Here is a 14,838-nt window from a genome sequence, read left to right as displayed (position 1 = left end):
GTTGCAAGCAAGCACCCTCGGGCCATGGTCATCGAGATCGTTCATGGATAACAACTCAGGCGGTCTCGACGCCGTGCTTTTGGAAGGCGCCGCTTCCGAAACCACTTCATCAGAGTGGATGCGAGTGAGTCAAAATCAGCCGTGCGTTTGCGGCTGCGAATGATAATGAAAGCTGGCTTGTCGATAAGTCGTTGGCGAGAGTTCGCTCGTTCCTGATCCCCGAAGAAGGCACGACTCTTGAGTCTGTTGTTTGCCGGTGTCGATTGGGGAGTCTGGGATACGGTTCCTTCGTTACCAGGCACCCACCCCCGAGGTACGTTCCACCGCTCGGTGAGCGCAGGCCGCTGGATCCACGGCCGCTTGAAGCTCGCCGGCTTGCTGATCTATCGAGGCGTCGATCGAACGCGGAAAAAATACAGATTTTGAGTACCGGGCTAAGTTGGGGGGTAAGTTCTCCCGCTGGGTCCGGATTTTTTCGTTTCTGGCCTTCGATGACTCGGGAATCCAAGCCGACCTCGCCACTTCTCCCCGATCGCATGAGGAACCGGTTCGTTGCCGTGTCGAGGATCGCCGCGCCATCCCTCTGTGGGTCTCGGTGAATACGACTTCCGTGGAAGCCCTCGTTTTGATTTGACAGCGGTCGGGATTCGATCCAGGTTTCCAAGGCGGCCCGTCACGGATCGACACCAACGAGCCGTCTCAGGATTTTTCGACTCACCCCATTGTTGCGAGGACAACGATTCATGTCGCCGGTCTCTCAGGAAGTCGCCTGGTTCGTCTCGGCCGTCCTTGTGGAAGCGGCCCTGATCGACGGCTGGAAGTTAAAGGTGCCCAACTGGTTGACCTTCCACATGGTACTCGGTGGCCTTGCGTTCGCGACCTACACGGGAGGAAGCGCGGGGCTGCTCTGGGCGTTCAGCGGAGCCGTGGTCGGCCTGGCCTTGCTCCTGCCCTTGCATGCGATCGGAGGCATGGGGGCCGGAGACGTGAAGCTCATGGCCGGAATCGGTGCGTGGATGGGACCTTCCGTGACTCTGGGAGCGTTTGTGGTCTCCGCGCTGGTCGGGGGGCTGATGGCGATCGCGATGGTGGTTTGGTCGGGCCAACTCGTGAAGCACTGGGTTCAGTTCCAGGCGATCGGCCACGAGATTCTGACGGTTCGCAATCCCGAAAAACTCGCGGAGACCGCGGCCGCACGTAAGCCGACGATGATGCTTCTCCCCTACGGAATTCCCATCGCGGTGGGCTCGATCGCTTACTTCGCCTGGATCGGGATTCTCGTCTGATCCATCAAGGCACGCCTGACGGCGGAGGAATCTGGGAACGCCCATGAACAGCAAGTCGTTGGCGATGTTGGGATTGGCCGCCTTGAGCGGGCTTGGCGCCATGTACGGCACCAGCCAGATGCTCGCGAAAAACCGAAGCCAGGTCGTGATCGAAACGCAGGAGGTTCTCGTCGCGGCGCATGACCTGAAAGTGGAAGAGGTCCTCAAGCCCGAGTACGTCAAAGTGGTCTCGATGCCCAAGGCGAGCGTTCCTGCCGGGACCTTCACCTCCTACAAAGACGTTGAAGATCGCTGGGTCTTGATCAGGACCCTCGAGGGCGAGCCGATTCTCGACCGCAAGCTCGCCCCCAAGGGGAGCCCGGCCGGCCTTGTCTCGCGCATCCATTCAGGAATGCGGGCATTTACGCTCGAGGTTAACGAACACACGGGAGTCTCCGGCTTCATCCTGCCGGACCACCGGGTCGACGTGGTCTTGAGCCTCCAGGGCCAGAACGGTCGGCCCGAGGAGGCGGAAACGATCCTTCAGGACATCCCTGTCCTGGCCTCGGGGCAAGTCTTTACTCGTCCCGATGATCGTTCGATCCAGTCTCGAACCGTGACTCTCGAGGTGAGCCCGGAGCAAGTCGATATCCTGGTCGCAGCGCGGATCAGGGGATCACTCTCACTGGCCCTCCGGGGAATCAATGACCATCTCCGGTTCGCGTCTGTCAAACGCAACCCCCCTCCGGGGCCAGTGGAAGTCAGCGTGAAACCGGCCGAGCCTCCGCCCGTCGCCAAATTGCCCGTTCCGAAGCCGGAGCCGGTGCGGCGTTATGTCTGGATTTACCGCGGGCTTCAACAGTCAGAGAGAATCTCGCTCGACAAAGATGACAGGGAACCGTCCCGGGATGACCAAGCCTTTCCATCAAGCAATCCGTAATCCATACTTCACTGGCGCCGTCGAGAACCGCGGACCCGACCCCTTGACGTGCACGGGGCGGTCCTGGGCTGATCCAACGAGCTTTCCGGCTGGAATCCACCGCTCTCCTACGCACGATGCACTGCTGGGTGAAACGCCATGAAGGACCCGATCCGAGTCATCCTTGTGGATCCGAGCGAAGAGTCTCGGCTGACGCTTCTTCGCGTGATCAGCAGTGTGCCCGAACTCTGGCTTGCCGAGGTTTGTGGATCGTATCAAGGGGCGGCCAAGCGCATCGCCGAGATCAACCCCGACATGGCGTTGGTGGTCATGGATTCCGATGCCGAGCAGGCCTTCAGCCTGATCCAGCAAATCCTTCAAGAGTGCCCCAACGTCGTCGTTTTGCCCGCCAGCAAGCAGCACGACACGTCCGTCATTCTCCGAGTCATCCGCGCCGGGGCCCGCGAATTCCTGACGTTGCCCACGCGCCCCGAGGAACTTCTCGAGTCCGTCAATCGGATCATCACGCGCAAGACTGAGAAACCGGAAGAGGTCAACCGAGGCCCGCAGATCATCACTGTCACGGCGGCCGCGGGAGGGGTTGGCTGCACTTCGTTGGCGGTGAATCTGGCGACGACCCTGGCCAAAGCCGCGACCCACGAGACGATCCTCGTCGATTTTGACTTGATGTTCGGCTCCATTGATGCCTGCCTCGACCTCGTCACCGACCATACGCTGATGGGGGTCGTCCAGAACGTCGACCGACTCGACCAGACGCTCTTGAAACGCTCGCTCACACGCCACTCGTCAGGACTCTATTTGCTTCCCCATCCGAATGCGATGGAAGAATCGGCCCAGATCGACCCGGAGGCCCTGCGCCGGGTGATGATGATGCTCAAAGCGTCTTTCCCCACCGTCATCATCGATACCAGCAAAGGCCTCCAGTCCTCCGACTTCCTCGCATTCGAAATGTCCGATGTCATCCTCCTGGTCGTTCAGCTCGACCTCACCTGTTTGCGGAACACCGCCCGGTTGCTGCACCTGTTCCAGCAGTACGAAGGCTTGACTGAGCGGATCCGCCTCGTCGTCAACCGTACGGGGGCTCACGAATCGGAGATCAGCCTCAAGAAGGCCGAAGAAACGCTCCAGCTGCCGGTCTCCTGGCAGATTCCCAACGCATCGAAATCCTTCAATACCGCGCGGGCCCGTGGTGTCCCTCTCGACGAGGTTGCGCCCGGCAGCAAGGCTCACCAAGCGATCCTCGAGATCGCACGCTCACTGCGTCCGTTTCCCGTTCTCGAAACGAGCAAGCCCCGCAAAGGCCTTTTCGCGGCCTTCTTCTGATCGACGCTGATCATTTCAAGGTTGAACTGTGACAGCTCCCGGAGAGTTGCGCCATGATTAAAGGATTAGGACGAAACCCGTTCGGACCTCGACCGACGCCGCTCTCTGCTCCAGTTCCCGTCCCAATCCCTGACTCTGTCCCGGTCTCCGTCCCCGCCACGATCGACGCCGCACCGAGCAAGCTGTCGCCGCCGCCGATGCCCAGTCCCGCCTCCCCTCCGGTTCCGGTCGTCAACCGAGGCCGAGAGGTCCCCAAGGAACCGGATCCGGCGGAGGTTGCGTATGAGACGCTAAAGCGTCATATTCACATGAGATTGGTTGATCGGCTCGATATGAATCGGGTCAGCGAGATGGATCCGAACACGCTCCGGAGCGAGATCCGCGTGGTCGTCGAGCATCTCTGCGACACCGAGAATCCGCTGCTCAACCGCAACGAGCGGCAGCGGCTGGTGAGTGAGATCCTCGACGAGACCTTCGGATTCGGGCCGCTCGAACTCTTGCTCAAAGATGACAAAATTGCCGATATCATGATCAATGGGCCCAAGAAGATCTTCGTCGAGAAAGAAGGGCGGATTCTTCGGTCAGAAGTCGTTTTTCGCGACAACGAGCATTTGCTTCAGATCATCGATCGGATTGTCTCCCGCGTGGGCCGGCGCGTCGATGAAACGTCGCCGATGGTCGACGCCCGACTTCCCAACGGCTCGCGATTCAATGCGATCATTCCCCCGCTCGCCCTGGATGGCGCCGCGGTCACGATCCGGATGTTCGGCTCGAAGCCGATCAACAAGGACGACCTGCTCCGGTTCAAGGCGTTCACCCCCGAGATGCTCGCCCTGATGGAAGGAGCGATGAAGGCACGCTTGAACGTGATCATCTCGGGAGGAACCGGTTCGGGTAAAACGACACTTTTGAACACACTCTCAAGCTTCATTCAGTCCGACCATCGCGTGATTACGATCGAGGATGCCGCCGAGTTGCAGCTCCAGCAGGACCACGTGGTGCGGCTCGAGACTCGCCCCGCGAATATCGAAGGGCGAGGGGCGGTGTCCGCCACCGACCTGGTCAAGAACGCGCTCCGGATGCGGCCTGACCGGATCATCATCGGCGAGTGTCGTGGCGCGGAGACCTTGGATATGATCCAGGCGATGAACACCGGTCACGAAGGCTCGATGACCACCGTTCACGCCAACACCCCGCGCGACGCACTGAGCCGTCTCGAAACCATGATCAGCATGGCCGGTCTCGAGCTGCCGATCCGGGCGCTGCGGTCGCAATTCGCCTCGGCCGTCGACCTGATCATCCAGGCCAGCCGGCTTCAGGGCGGGCCGAGAAAAGTGACCAGTATTTCCGAAGTGATCGGCATGGAAGGCGAAACAATCATCATGCAAGAGATCTTCGCGTTCAAGCAATTGGGAGTCGACGCGAATGGTCGCGCCTTCGGCGAATTCGTCGCGACCGGGATCCGGCCCACCTTCATGGACCGTCTCGAATACGCCGGCTACCAAATCACGGCCGACGTCTTCCGCCAGCGTGTTTTGCTCAAGGACTGAGCCCGGGACCAACGGAGGGACGTGCAATGAATGAGCAAATGATCGTCTCTCTACTCGCCGGATTGACCGTGATCACCCTGGTCATGGGCCTGAGCCTGGCGTTCCGGAAAACCGTGGGATCGCATGCGGAGCAGCGGCTTGACGACCTGACCTCAAGGCCCAAAAAAGATGCGGACATGCGTACCGGAATTCTGCTCCGGCCGCCGGCGATCGACCTCGAGACGCCGCTGTTCTGGACCAAGCTCATCCCCAACCTCGAGAACCTGAGCCGACTCTACGAGCAGGCCGACGTTAATCTTCCCTTCGATCAGTTCATGGGCCTTGTGGTTCTGCTGTCGCTTGCTGGGACGGCTATTGGTTTCCTGTTCAAGCTTCCCCTCTACGTACTGCCCGTCTGCGCCGCGGTCCTGGGAGTGACGCCGTTTCTCTGGCTCGTGCATCGCAAGCAACGACGGATCAAACTGTTTCTCGAGGCGATGCCCGAAGCCGTGGAACTGATTGGCCGCGGGCTTCGCGCGGGGCATAGCTTGGCTTCGGCCCTGCATCTGGTCTCCGAAGAGATGACAGGGCCGGTCGCCGATGAGTTCGGCCGCGTGTTCGACGAACAGAACCTGGGCATTCCGCTCGAGGTCACACTTCGCGGCTTGGCCGATCGCGTGCCGTCGGTCGACGTCCGGTTCTTTGTGATCGCCGTGGTGATTCAGCGTGCGACCGGCGGTGACCTCGCCGAAGTCTTGGACAAGATCGGCAAGTTGATCCGCCAGCGGTTCGAACTCTTCGGTCACGTGCGGTCGCTCACGGCGGAAGGGCGGCTTTCCGGGATCGTGCTCTTGGCACTCCCCCCGGGGTTGCTCGCCTTCCTATCTGTGTCAAACTATGATTATGTCAGCGTTTTATATACAACGCCGCTTGGGACCAAGATGTTGGCGATCACCGCGGCCCTTCAACTTCTTGGAGCGTTGATGATCAAAAAGATCGTCGCGATCAAGGTGTAAACTCGATGAGTTGGGAAACGCTCGTTCCCGTTGCGGTCTTTCTGACGATCACCCTGGGAGTCTGGGGCTTCCTCTCCACGATGGCCGACCGACGGCCCTCCTCGACCGAAGAGCGGCTGAAGCGAGTGCTCCACCCGGTCATGCCGCAAAAGGACCTGAAGCTGTTGGAGCAACAGCAGCAGGCGAAATTTCAGGTGAAAGTCTCGGTCGCCGCCTCCAAGCTTGGCAAGTCCTTGCGGCCGACCAATGAACTCGAGCTCGGCAAGATTCGACTCCACTTGCTCAACGCGGGCTACCGCGGCGAGCAAGCCGTCATGGCTTACTATGGTTGGAAATTAGTCGGACTCTTGGTGGCCCTTGCGATTGCGGTCCCCGTTTTCATCACGCGTTATGGCGTGACTCAGAGCGGCCTGACGTACAGCGTTCTGGTCGGTGCGGTCGGGTTTTACTTGCCGGACATGTACGTTGGCCAGATCCGCAAGCGACGCATGGAGGCGATTTTCCTTGCCCTGCCCGATGCGCTTGATTTGATGGTCGTCTGTGTCGAGGCGGGTCTCGGCCTGGACACGGCGATGCGTCGGGTGACGTCCGAGTTATCGAGTTCGTGCCCGGTTCTCTGCGAGGAGTTCGCGATCGCCAACTTCCAGGTGCAGATGGGCCGAGCCCGCAAGGACGTACTCCGCGACCTGGGAACGCGGACGGGGGTCGAAGACATGCGGTCGCTCTCCGCGGTGGTCATCCAGGCGGAGAAGTTCGGTTCGAGCATTGGAGGTGCGCTCCGGGTCCAGTCGGACTCGATGCGCTTGAAGCGCCGTCAATTGGCGGAGGAACGGGCGGCCAAGACGGCGGTCAAAATCATGATCCCGCTCGTGCTTTTCATCTTCCCGGGCGTGTTCGTGATCCTGGTCGGTCCCGCGGGCATCCAGATCGCCAAGACGATGCTGGGTAAAGGTTGAGGTCAGTCGGCCCGACACGAGCTCTTGTCATGCGTAAAGTCGCCTCCGTCACACTCGAGGATCGCCCCAAAAGTTGCCGAGGCCGGCTCACGGCCTTCGTGGTGCTTTCCCTTGTCCTGATTCTCTCACCGGTCTTCTACGAAGCGGCTCGCCTTTGCTATGCTTCCTGGCAGGGCCTGTTCGGAGCCTACCCGCACGTTCAGACCCCCGTCCTCGACCTCCTGACCGGCGGCTACGAGACGACGAGCCACGACCTCAAGCAGATGTTCTCCGGGGTCTTCCGACGAACTCCCTGGAATCCGTCGTACGTCCTGACGTTCGCCCTGATCTGGACCAGCGTCCTCGCCCTGCTCCTCCGCAAAAACTGATTTTCTCTCGTGAAGCTGGCCTTCGCAGTGATGTGGAGCACCGCCGTCGTCCTGCTCCTTTTGACCGAGTTGTAGCGACTTTGACGGAGCCCTCAATTGGGTTTGCGCCGAGTTTCGATCAGACATCTTGACGGATCGCACCGAGGAACGGATGATAGTGTCCTACGAACGACGTCGGCTCCGACCGGGGAAGTCGTTAACTCGTAGGTTTGCAAGTAGCCGAAGTGGCGGAATGGCAGACGCGCCGGACTCAAAATCCGGTGGGGTAACACCCGTGTGGGTTCAAGTCCCACCTTCGGTACTGAAGGTTTTGGTAGTAAGTTAGTAAGTGCTCCTGAGCACGTCATTTTCCTGCTGTGACTTGCGATAATCGAGACGCAATGAAACCGGCAACTTCCCTACCCATGGGCGGTTGACCGGTTTTGTCGTTCGCTCCACCGCAACGAGAGACTCGATTGACAGGTTGCAGATCAGGTGTCGGCCTATAGTCCAGCGAAGACTTTGCTTGCCCCGACCGATCGGGGTGGCGATTGAGAATGACGCCAAGACGGCGTCTTGATGGTTTGCTCACGGACCTCAATGCAATTCAGGGCATGGTTATACAAGAGGGCATGCCTCTGACCGTTGACGCGGAGCCAGAGCATGTTCTTCATGTCGCCAGCGTGCGCCCGATCTCCCGCCACCAATCGGCTGCTTTCCGGGCGTCCCAATCGCTGGCCGACGTGCAGGAAGCGAGGCCTGCCTCCAGGTCCTCGGCGCTCTGGAAGCGCGCCTCGGGGTCTTTTGTCAGGCAACGGAGCACGACCTCTTCGAGATCCGGCGGGATCTCGGGTCGGTGGTGGGACGGGGGCACGACCGCTTCGCGGACTTGGGCCGTCCTGACCTCGTCTGCGGTCTCGCCCACGAACGGAGGCCGGCCTGTCAGGAGGGTGTAGGCCACGCCCCCCAGGGTGTACAGGTCGCAACGCCCGTCGATCGCCCGGTCGCCCGTGATCTGCTCGGGGGCCATGTACTGCGGCGTGCCGGGAGCGGCTCCCCTACGGCTCGAGCCGTCCTCGTTCCGCGCGACCACGGCTTCCACGAGGCCGAAGTCGAGCACCTTGACGAAGTCGTACTGACGGCCGCGGCGGGCGGCGAAGATGTTCGCCGGAGTCAGGTCGCGGTGGACCAGGCCGGCCGCATGGGCCTCCGCCAGCGCCTGGCACACCTGGCGCAGAAGGTAGATGACCCGGCCGGGCGGCAGCGGGCCGTGGCGGCCAACCAGCCCGTCGAGGCTCAGGCCGTGCAGATACTCCATCACGTAGAAGAACGTGCCGTCCTCGGTTCGCCCGTAGTCGTAGACCTCCACGATGTGCGGGTCCGAGAGTTGGGCTGTCGCGCGGACCTCTTGCTCGAAGCGTTCGAGCGAGCGGGGGTCGCCGGCCCGCTCCGGGAGGATCACCTTCAGAGCGCAGGGACGCTTCAGCAGCCGATGCTCGGCGAGGTAGACTGCGCCCATTCCCCCGGCCCCGATCTCGTCCCGGAGGCGGTACTGGTTGAATTGCCGGGCCTCACGCGCCCGGACGCGCATGGTGTGGACGAGGTAGGCGCCGTAGGCCGCGAGCAGGGCTGAGGTCGCCAGGAGGGACATCGTCTCTCCGATCCGCTGGTCTGTCGCCACCCGGCGTGCCAGGCGGAACACCTCGGGGTGCACCAGGAACAGGAGCGCCTCCGTCGCGACCGGACAGGCCGCGATCGCGGCGATCGCCCGCCAGGCGCAGCCGTACGGGGCGGGGACCAGCAGGGCGTAGGTGAACATCACGATCGTCGCGCCGATGACTGCGTCCTTCGACCCCGCCACGAGCGACGTGGGGTCGCCTCGAACCGTGGCGGAGAGCTGCGCGTGCCAGAGGTGGATCATCACCACGACCGCCGCCAGGCCAAAGGCGGCGACCTCCATCAGCTTGAGCCCGCGGGTCGAGAACGTCCGTGCGGCTGAGAGCAGCGTGGCCAGGAACGCCATCGCGACGGTTGCGGCGGCCTGGAGCGGCCAGGCCGGGCCCCTTCCGAATGTCAGGTCGCGTGCCAGGACCAGGGCCAGTCCGGCCGACAGCAGGAAGGTGACCGCTCGGAGCCGGACGTGGAGGAAGGTCCGCTCCTCGTCGGCGAACCGCCTGTCGCCGTCCGCGACGAGCTCCACCGGTGCGGGCCGGGCGCTTGACATGGACCTCTCCCCTGGTTGATCCGGTGCGAAATCTCGTCTGACATCCCGGGATCTTGAGGGGCACCCTCGAGTCGAGGTGCACCTCCGCACTCCTCCGCTCCAGGTCGCTCCGTGCCCGCGCTCAGCTCCGGCGAAAGCATGGGCAGCACGTGGCCCTCCCCCTTGGTTGCACGCGTATCGATGGACTCGTCTTTCGGGAGGGTGTGTCCGGCGATCTCGACTCCGGCCGGGTTCCCACCTGCGAGGGAGACCTTGGGGGCTGGTGACGACTCGCTCCATCCCCGGCACCAGAACCGCCAATCGTCTCGGTCGAACCGCCCATCAACATTGGCGCGTCGATCGACATCGCTCTGGCCAGCGACGCGACCACGACCGAAGCCAGGGAGCTCGGTCTTCACCCCCGGCACAGCGAACCACGACCCGTTCCCGCGGATCGCAGGGAGTTCGTGTCGCAGCTCGACTTGGGGGATGGCGGTAGGTTGCTCTCATCGCCGAGGCACTCCACATCGTATGGGATTTATTGGATGAGGCCTTCTCGTGCATCTCGGTCCCTCGTCAAGCATCGGTGCGCCATTGGACGAGACCGCACCGGCTCGGTCAAGCGAGAACCGGACCAAGGAGCGAGTGTCCTTCCGGAAGGAGATGCACCCATGCCGACCACCCACAATCTCAAGCCACCGGAGCCGACACCCCAGGAGCGGGGATGACCTCGAACAGCTCGCTCATTCTCGCACCGCCGAGTGATCCGTGTTCTTCGGGGAATCACGGCATTCTGGTCACGATTGCTCCGCCCACAAGAACAGCGCAGGCCCTTGCTCTAGCACCAGGGGCACCTGAGCATTTTTTTGAGCGATGCCCAGCGGTGGTCAGGCTATGGTCCCCGCCAGATCCGTACACCTCCTCCATGGTCGCACGAGGCGAGGATCCGACCGTTGGGAGAGAATGTCAGAGAATGGACAAGTTGGTGTTGCCCGGGGAGCGTCAGTAGCCGCTGACCGGTGACGGCGTCCCATACTTCGATCATCCCCCCTTCGCCAGCGGCGGCCAACGCCTGGCTATCGGGGGTAAACGCCAGCGCGCGCACGATGCCGTCTTCGCTGTGAATGACCCCGCGTCGTTCGCCTGTGGCCGGATCCCACTGTGTGAGGGTGCCGTCCTCGTCGGCAGCCGCGATCACTTCGCCGTTCGGCGCGAAGGCGACCGCGGTGAGCTTCTGCGGTCCCTGGAGCAAGCGCAATAGACGTCCCGAGCCGACGTGCCAGAGACGCACACTGCCATCGGAGCTGGCCGATGCCAGCGCACTCCGGTCGGGAGCGAAGGCCAGTCCTTGCACCGTCATGGTGTGACCCGGCAACTCACTCCTGCAACGTTTCGTGACCACGTCCCAGATCCGGACTGTCCTGTCCGACCCGGCGGAGGCGAGCAGGGCTCCGTCGGGATGAAAGGCCACCGAGCGAACGCAGTCCGTGTGCCCCACGAGGGTCGCTACCATGCGGCCGGAACCGGTCTCCCAGAGCCGCACGTTGTCCGTCGGCTCCAGATGCCCCGAGACGAGCAAACGGCCGTCAGGCGAGAACGCCAGTGAGGCGACCGTGCCACGACCGCCGCTCCATTGCCGTATCAACCGGCCCGTGACCGGGTCCCACAGCTTGATCGTGTTCAACTCGTCCGTGTCGTCGCCGCCCGAGGCAAGGAGGCGCCCGTCGGGGCTGAATGCCACGGTCCATGCCTCGTCGGCGTGCCCAGAGGGAGAAGCGAACTCGGGCTCGGGATCCAGCAGCCTCCAGCGCCGGAGAGTCGCCCCGGAGACGATGAACACCGAGCGGCCGTCGGGCGCGAAGGCGAGGTTGGACACCCGGTCCTGCCGTCCGGGATATTCGGCCTGGCGGCGCCCGGTGGCGACGTCCCAGATGGTCACGCGTGTGGACCCGCCTGGCACCGCCCATACACTTGTGGCCAGCGTCAAGCCACCCGGCGCGAACGCAAGGACGAACGTCGGCTTCGCGCGCCCGGGTTCCCCGACGGGGAGCCGCCGCTCTGTCTTGTTGGAAAAGTCGAGGAGATGGACATGACCGGATTCGCACCCCGCCGCGAGCGTTCGTCCGTCTGGACTGAACGCGAGCTTGAAGACCGCCGCATCCGTTGCCAACCGTGCCAGTTCCGACCCGGTTCGGGTGTCCCGGCAGACGACGTCTCCACCGGGGATCGCCGCCGCAACGATCCGCGAGTCGGCCGAGGCGGCGAAGGGGATCAGGATGTTGTGAGACCCGCTCATGACCCAATCCACGCGGCCGGTCCCGGTGTCCCGGATCAACCAGCGATCCCCCTCCCCGGTTTCCACCGGCACGATCGTTACGACGTGGCCGTCGGGCGTCATGTTCACTTGATCGCGCGAATCCCAGCGATGGACCTCGTGTGCTTTCGAAGCATCGTGTGCGAGGTTGTACCCGACCACCTTGGATCCGGGCCGCGTGTCGGAGTTGATATGCGTCCACAGGGCCGTGTCACCCGGTCCGAATCTGAGAGCGTTGACCAGCCAGCCGTCGAGCTCGGCCAGTCTTGTCGTCACGCGGCGGGTCGAGAGTTCCCACAGCAAGACCTCGCTCCGAGCGGTCAGATCGCTACTCGCGGCCGAGGCCAGGAAGCGACCGTCGGACGTGAAGGCGAAGCCGCTCACGGTCACTCTGTGTCCGACCAGCGATCCGAGGGACTGTCCGCTGGCAACGTTCCAGAGCCGGATCGTGCCCCCGTGGTCGCCCGTGACAAGCGTCCGGCCGTCCGGGGAGATGGCCAGGGCACTGATCCCGCGATCGTGCCCATACATCGGCTCGACGGTTCGGCAAGCCAGGCGCCAGAGTGAGTGCCAGGCAAAGTCGCGGGTGTCGGTCCCGCCGGGAGAGGGTTCAAGGTCGTGCAGGATGTCCTGAGCCCGCTCGAATCGCCCGTTGTCAAGGGCCTCCCCGGCCAGTCGGAGTTGGGCTCCGTGGAAATGCCGCTCCGCGAACCATCGACGGCGCTCGGCCAGGTCGCGTTGGTGCTCGGCGTCGATCCGGTGCCCCTCGGCCTTGCGGGCGAGCTGACTGCTGCGGTTCTGCGCAAGGCTCAACTGCTCGTTGTGCCGCCTCAGCCAGTTGTTCGACCAGGCGAGGCCGCCCACCAAGCCGATGAGGACCAGCGCCGACAGCAAAGTGACGGCGACCACAACCCCTCGGTTTCGCGCCGCCAGCTTTGCCGTCCGATCAACGAGGCTCGGGCGCCGCGCGGTGACCGGCCGGCCGTCGAGGAAGCGGGTCAGGTCGGCGGCCAGGTCTCGGGCCGACTGGTAGCGGTCGGCTGGCTCTCGGGCCATCGCCTTCAGGACGATCGTCTCCAGGTCACGAGGGATGGCGGCATTGAGTCGCCGCGGCGCGGTGGGTTCGCCCCTTACGAGCGCCTGGAGGATGTCCGCCCGGTCCGACCCTTCGAAGGCCGCGCGTAGGGTGAGGAGCTCGTACAGCGTGACACCGAGCGAATAGACGTCGGTACGGCCGTCGATCACTACGTGACGCCCCAGGGCTTGCTCAGGGCTCATGTACCGGAGCGTCCCCATCAGGTCTCCGCTCAGGGTCAATCGGGCATCGCCGAGAAACCGCGCGAGGCCGAAGTCGGACACCCAGACGTGCCCTCGCCCGTCCAGAAGCAGATTGCCCGGCTTGATGTCACGGTGAATGACCCTGTTCTCGTGCGCGTGCTCCAGCGCCTCCGCCACCTGGAGTCCCAAGCCCGCGATCGTCCAGGGGTACGAACGGCAACGAGTCGCGGTCGGGTCCGGTAGGGCGGGCGCAGTTCCAGGCGAATCGCTCTTCGGAGCCCCCGTGACTGGAGCTTTCGGGGCGGAAAACACGTGCGACAAGCGGGTCAGGTCGGTCGCAAGTGCCAGGGCGAGCGCATCAGGCCCGGAGTTGTGCCGATCTCCGTCGGGGACGGCGAGTCCCTCGACCCTGCGGAGGGCGAGAAGGATCTCGGCGAGGCTGCGCCCTTCGATGAACTGCATGGCGTAGTAGGGGACCTCGTCCTCGCAACCGACGCCGAAGACCGGCACGATGTGAGGGTGTCGCAAGCACGCCGCGGCGCGCGCCTCGAGCTGGAACCGCTCGAACTGGCGGGGGTCAGACGCCGCGGCGACGGGCAGGACTTTCAACGCGACCGATCGGTTGAGTGACGACTGAATGGCCTCGTAGACCACTCCCATCCCACCTCGGCCGATTTCGCGGACGAACTGGAATTCGCCCAGAGTCCGGCGCCCGCCGGGGAATGACGGGGAGGGCCGCCGTCCTGCTAAGGAACGTGCGTGGCGGGCCATGGCCTCGATGGCCGGTAACAGGCGTCTCAGGACCTCGGCTCGCTCGGGATGTTCGACGGCCAGGGTACTTAGGTCCACGTGTTCACCAGCCCGCACCCGTTCCGCCAGTTCCGCCGCCCACTCCACGATGTCGGTGTCGGGCGTGAACGCGCTGCTCGAGCCGTCCAGCCCGCTCATGGGCCCACGCCCGCGCCGTCCTCGCTTAGCAACGGGCGGAGGCGCTCGAGAGCGCGGAAGTGCCGGACTTTCGCCGCCCCCGGCGTGATGCCGAGCACGGCAGCGATCTCCCCGAAAGCCAGGTCCTCCAGGTAGTGCATCACCAGGATCTCGCGGTCGGTCTCCGAGAGCAGGGCGAGCGATTCGTGGATCCGGCTCTTCTGTTCCACCCGGCTTGCCCGCTGGCTGGGGCTGGTCTGGCTGGCCGCGAGGAACTCGAAGAGGTGGCCGATCGTCGCACGTTCCGAAATCGCCCGGCCGTTGGTCTCCCGTCCGACGTCGCGAGACTGGGTGCCGAGGTGGTGCCGGTGGACCTGTACGACCTGCTCGGTGGCCAGCCGATGCAGCCACGGATAGAACGGCAGGGGTCGGTCGCGCAGGAAGATGTCGAGCCGACGGGAGGCGAGGAGCAAGGCGTCCTGCACCACATCGGAAGGGTCGACCCGCGCGGCCAGCCGGTCATCGAGCCGGACAGCAACCATCCGGCGCAGCCGGTGCCGGTGGAGCGCCAGCAACTCTTCGCGAGCACGGAGGTCGCCCGCCTCTACCCTGGCGATCAGCAAATCCGTCTCCTCGTCGCGGATGGCCATCGCCGGATCACCCCACTCTGGTCGTCTGGATTCGATGTCATCACGTCTCAAGATACGCTCGCCCCACCGCCCGGGATAGCCCATGACCTT

12 protein-coding genes and 1 tRNA gene are annotated in these 14,838 nt (G+C 63.6%); 9 read left to right on the top strand and 4 right to left on the bottom strand.

Annotation, left to right across the window (positions count from 1 at the left end):
- Positions 1-237: 237 nt before the first annotated feature.
- The 9 genes from BUS42_RS43245 (at position 238) to BUS42_RS34695 (ending at position 7,698) form a co-directional block, all read left to right on the top strand.
- On the top strand, positions 238-426 hold the full coding sequence (locus tag BUS42_RS43245; RefSeq protein ID WP_143206612.1) for a hypothetical protein: 189 nt from the start codon (positions 238-240) through the stop codon (positions 424-426).
- A gap of 317 nt (positions 427-743) precedes the next feature.
- A complete protein-coding gene (locus BUS42_RS34730) occupies positions 744-1,286 on the top strand; it encodes an A24 family peptidase (RefSeq protein ID WP_074314796.1) in 543 nt (180 codons plus the stop codon).
- Between the two features lie 43 nt (positions 1,287-1,329).
- A complete protein-coding gene (cpaB, locus tag BUS42_RS34725; RefSeq protein WP_074314794.1) occupies positions 1,330-2,205 on the top strand; it encodes a Flp pilus assembly protein CpaB in 876 nt (291 codons plus the stop codon).
- Positions 2,206-2,343: 138 nt separating this feature from the next.
- Entirely contained in the window at positions 2,344-3,528 is a 1,185-nt protein-coding gene (locus BUS42_RS34720; RefSeq protein WP_074314792.1) for an AAA family ATPase, read from the top strand.
- Between the two features lie 53 nt (positions 3,529-3,581).
- A complete protein-coding gene (locus tag BUS42_RS34715) occupies positions 3,582-5,078 on the top strand; it encodes a CpaF family protein (protein WP_074314790.1) in 1,497 nt (498 codons plus the stop codon).
- A 26-nt stretch (positions 5,079-5,104) separates the two neighbouring features.
- Positions 5,105-6,073, top strand: coding sequence for a type II secretion system F family protein (locus tag BUS42_RS34710; protein ID WP_074314788.1), 969 nt, complete (start codon positions 5,105-5,107; stop codon positions 6,071-6,073).
- A gap of 5 nt (positions 6,074-6,078) precedes the next feature.
- Positions 6,079-7,029, top strand: a complete 951-nt coding sequence (locus tag BUS42_RS34705) for a type II secretion system F family protein (RefSeq protein WP_074314786.1) — start codon at positions 6,079-6,081, stop codon at positions 7,027-7,029.
- A 29-nt stretch (positions 7,030-7,058) separates the two neighbouring features.
- A complete protein-coding gene (locus BUS42_RS34700) occupies positions 7,059-7,397 on the top strand; it encodes a hypothetical protein (protein WP_074314784.1) in 339 nt (112 codons plus the stop codon).
- A 218-nt stretch (positions 7,398-7,615) separates the two neighbouring features.
- Positions 7,616-7,698 (top strand) — tRNA-Leu (locus BUS42_RS34695).
- Between the two features lie 181 nt (positions 7,699-7,879).
- Here the strand turns inward: BUS42_RS34695 and BUS42_RS46780 are convergent.
- The 4 genes from BUS42_RS46780 to BUS42_RS34680 all read right to left on the bottom strand — a co-directional run bounded on the left by BUS42_RS46780 (position 7,880) and on the right by BUS42_RS34680 (position 14,799).
- Positions 7,880-8,041: a hypothetical protein gene (locus BUS42_RS46780; protein ID WP_410001723.1), complete on the bottom strand. Its 162-nt coding sequence runs from the start codon at positions 8,039-8,041 to the stop codon at positions 7,880-7,882.
- A gap of 5 nt (positions 8,042-8,046) precedes the next feature.
- On the bottom strand, positions 8,047-9,600 hold the full coding sequence (locus tag BUS42_RS34690; RefSeq protein WP_074314782.1) for a serine/threonine-protein kinase: 1,554 nt from the start codon (positions 9,598-9,600) through the stop codon (positions 8,047-8,049).
- 871 nt (positions 9,601-10,471) lie between these two features.
- The gene (locus BUS42_RS34685) at positions 10,472-14,119 is read right to left on the bottom strand and encodes a protein kinase domain-containing protein (RefSeq protein ID WP_074314780.1); all 3,648 of its coding nucleotides are present in this window, start codon (positions 14,117-14,119) and stop codon (positions 10,472-10,474) included.
- Positions 14,116-14,799, bottom strand: a complete 684-nt coding sequence (locus tag BUS42_RS34680; RefSeq protein ID WP_254053984.1) for an RNA polymerase sigma factor — start codon at positions 14,797-14,799, stop codon at positions 14,116-14,118. Before BUS42_RS34680 ends, BUS42_RS34685 begins: the two co-directional genes overlap by 4 nt.
- Between the last annotated feature and the right edge of the window lie 39 nt (positions 14,800-14,838).

Origin of the sequence: Singulisphaera sp. GP187 (assembly GCF_900129635.1) — a bacterium.
Taxonomy (GTDB): domain Bacteria; phylum Planctomycetota; class Planctomycetia; order Isosphaerales; family Isosphaeraceae; genus Singulisphaera.
Note: the sequence above shows the minus strand (reverse complement) of the source record. Positions and strands in the feature narration are given on the sequence as shown.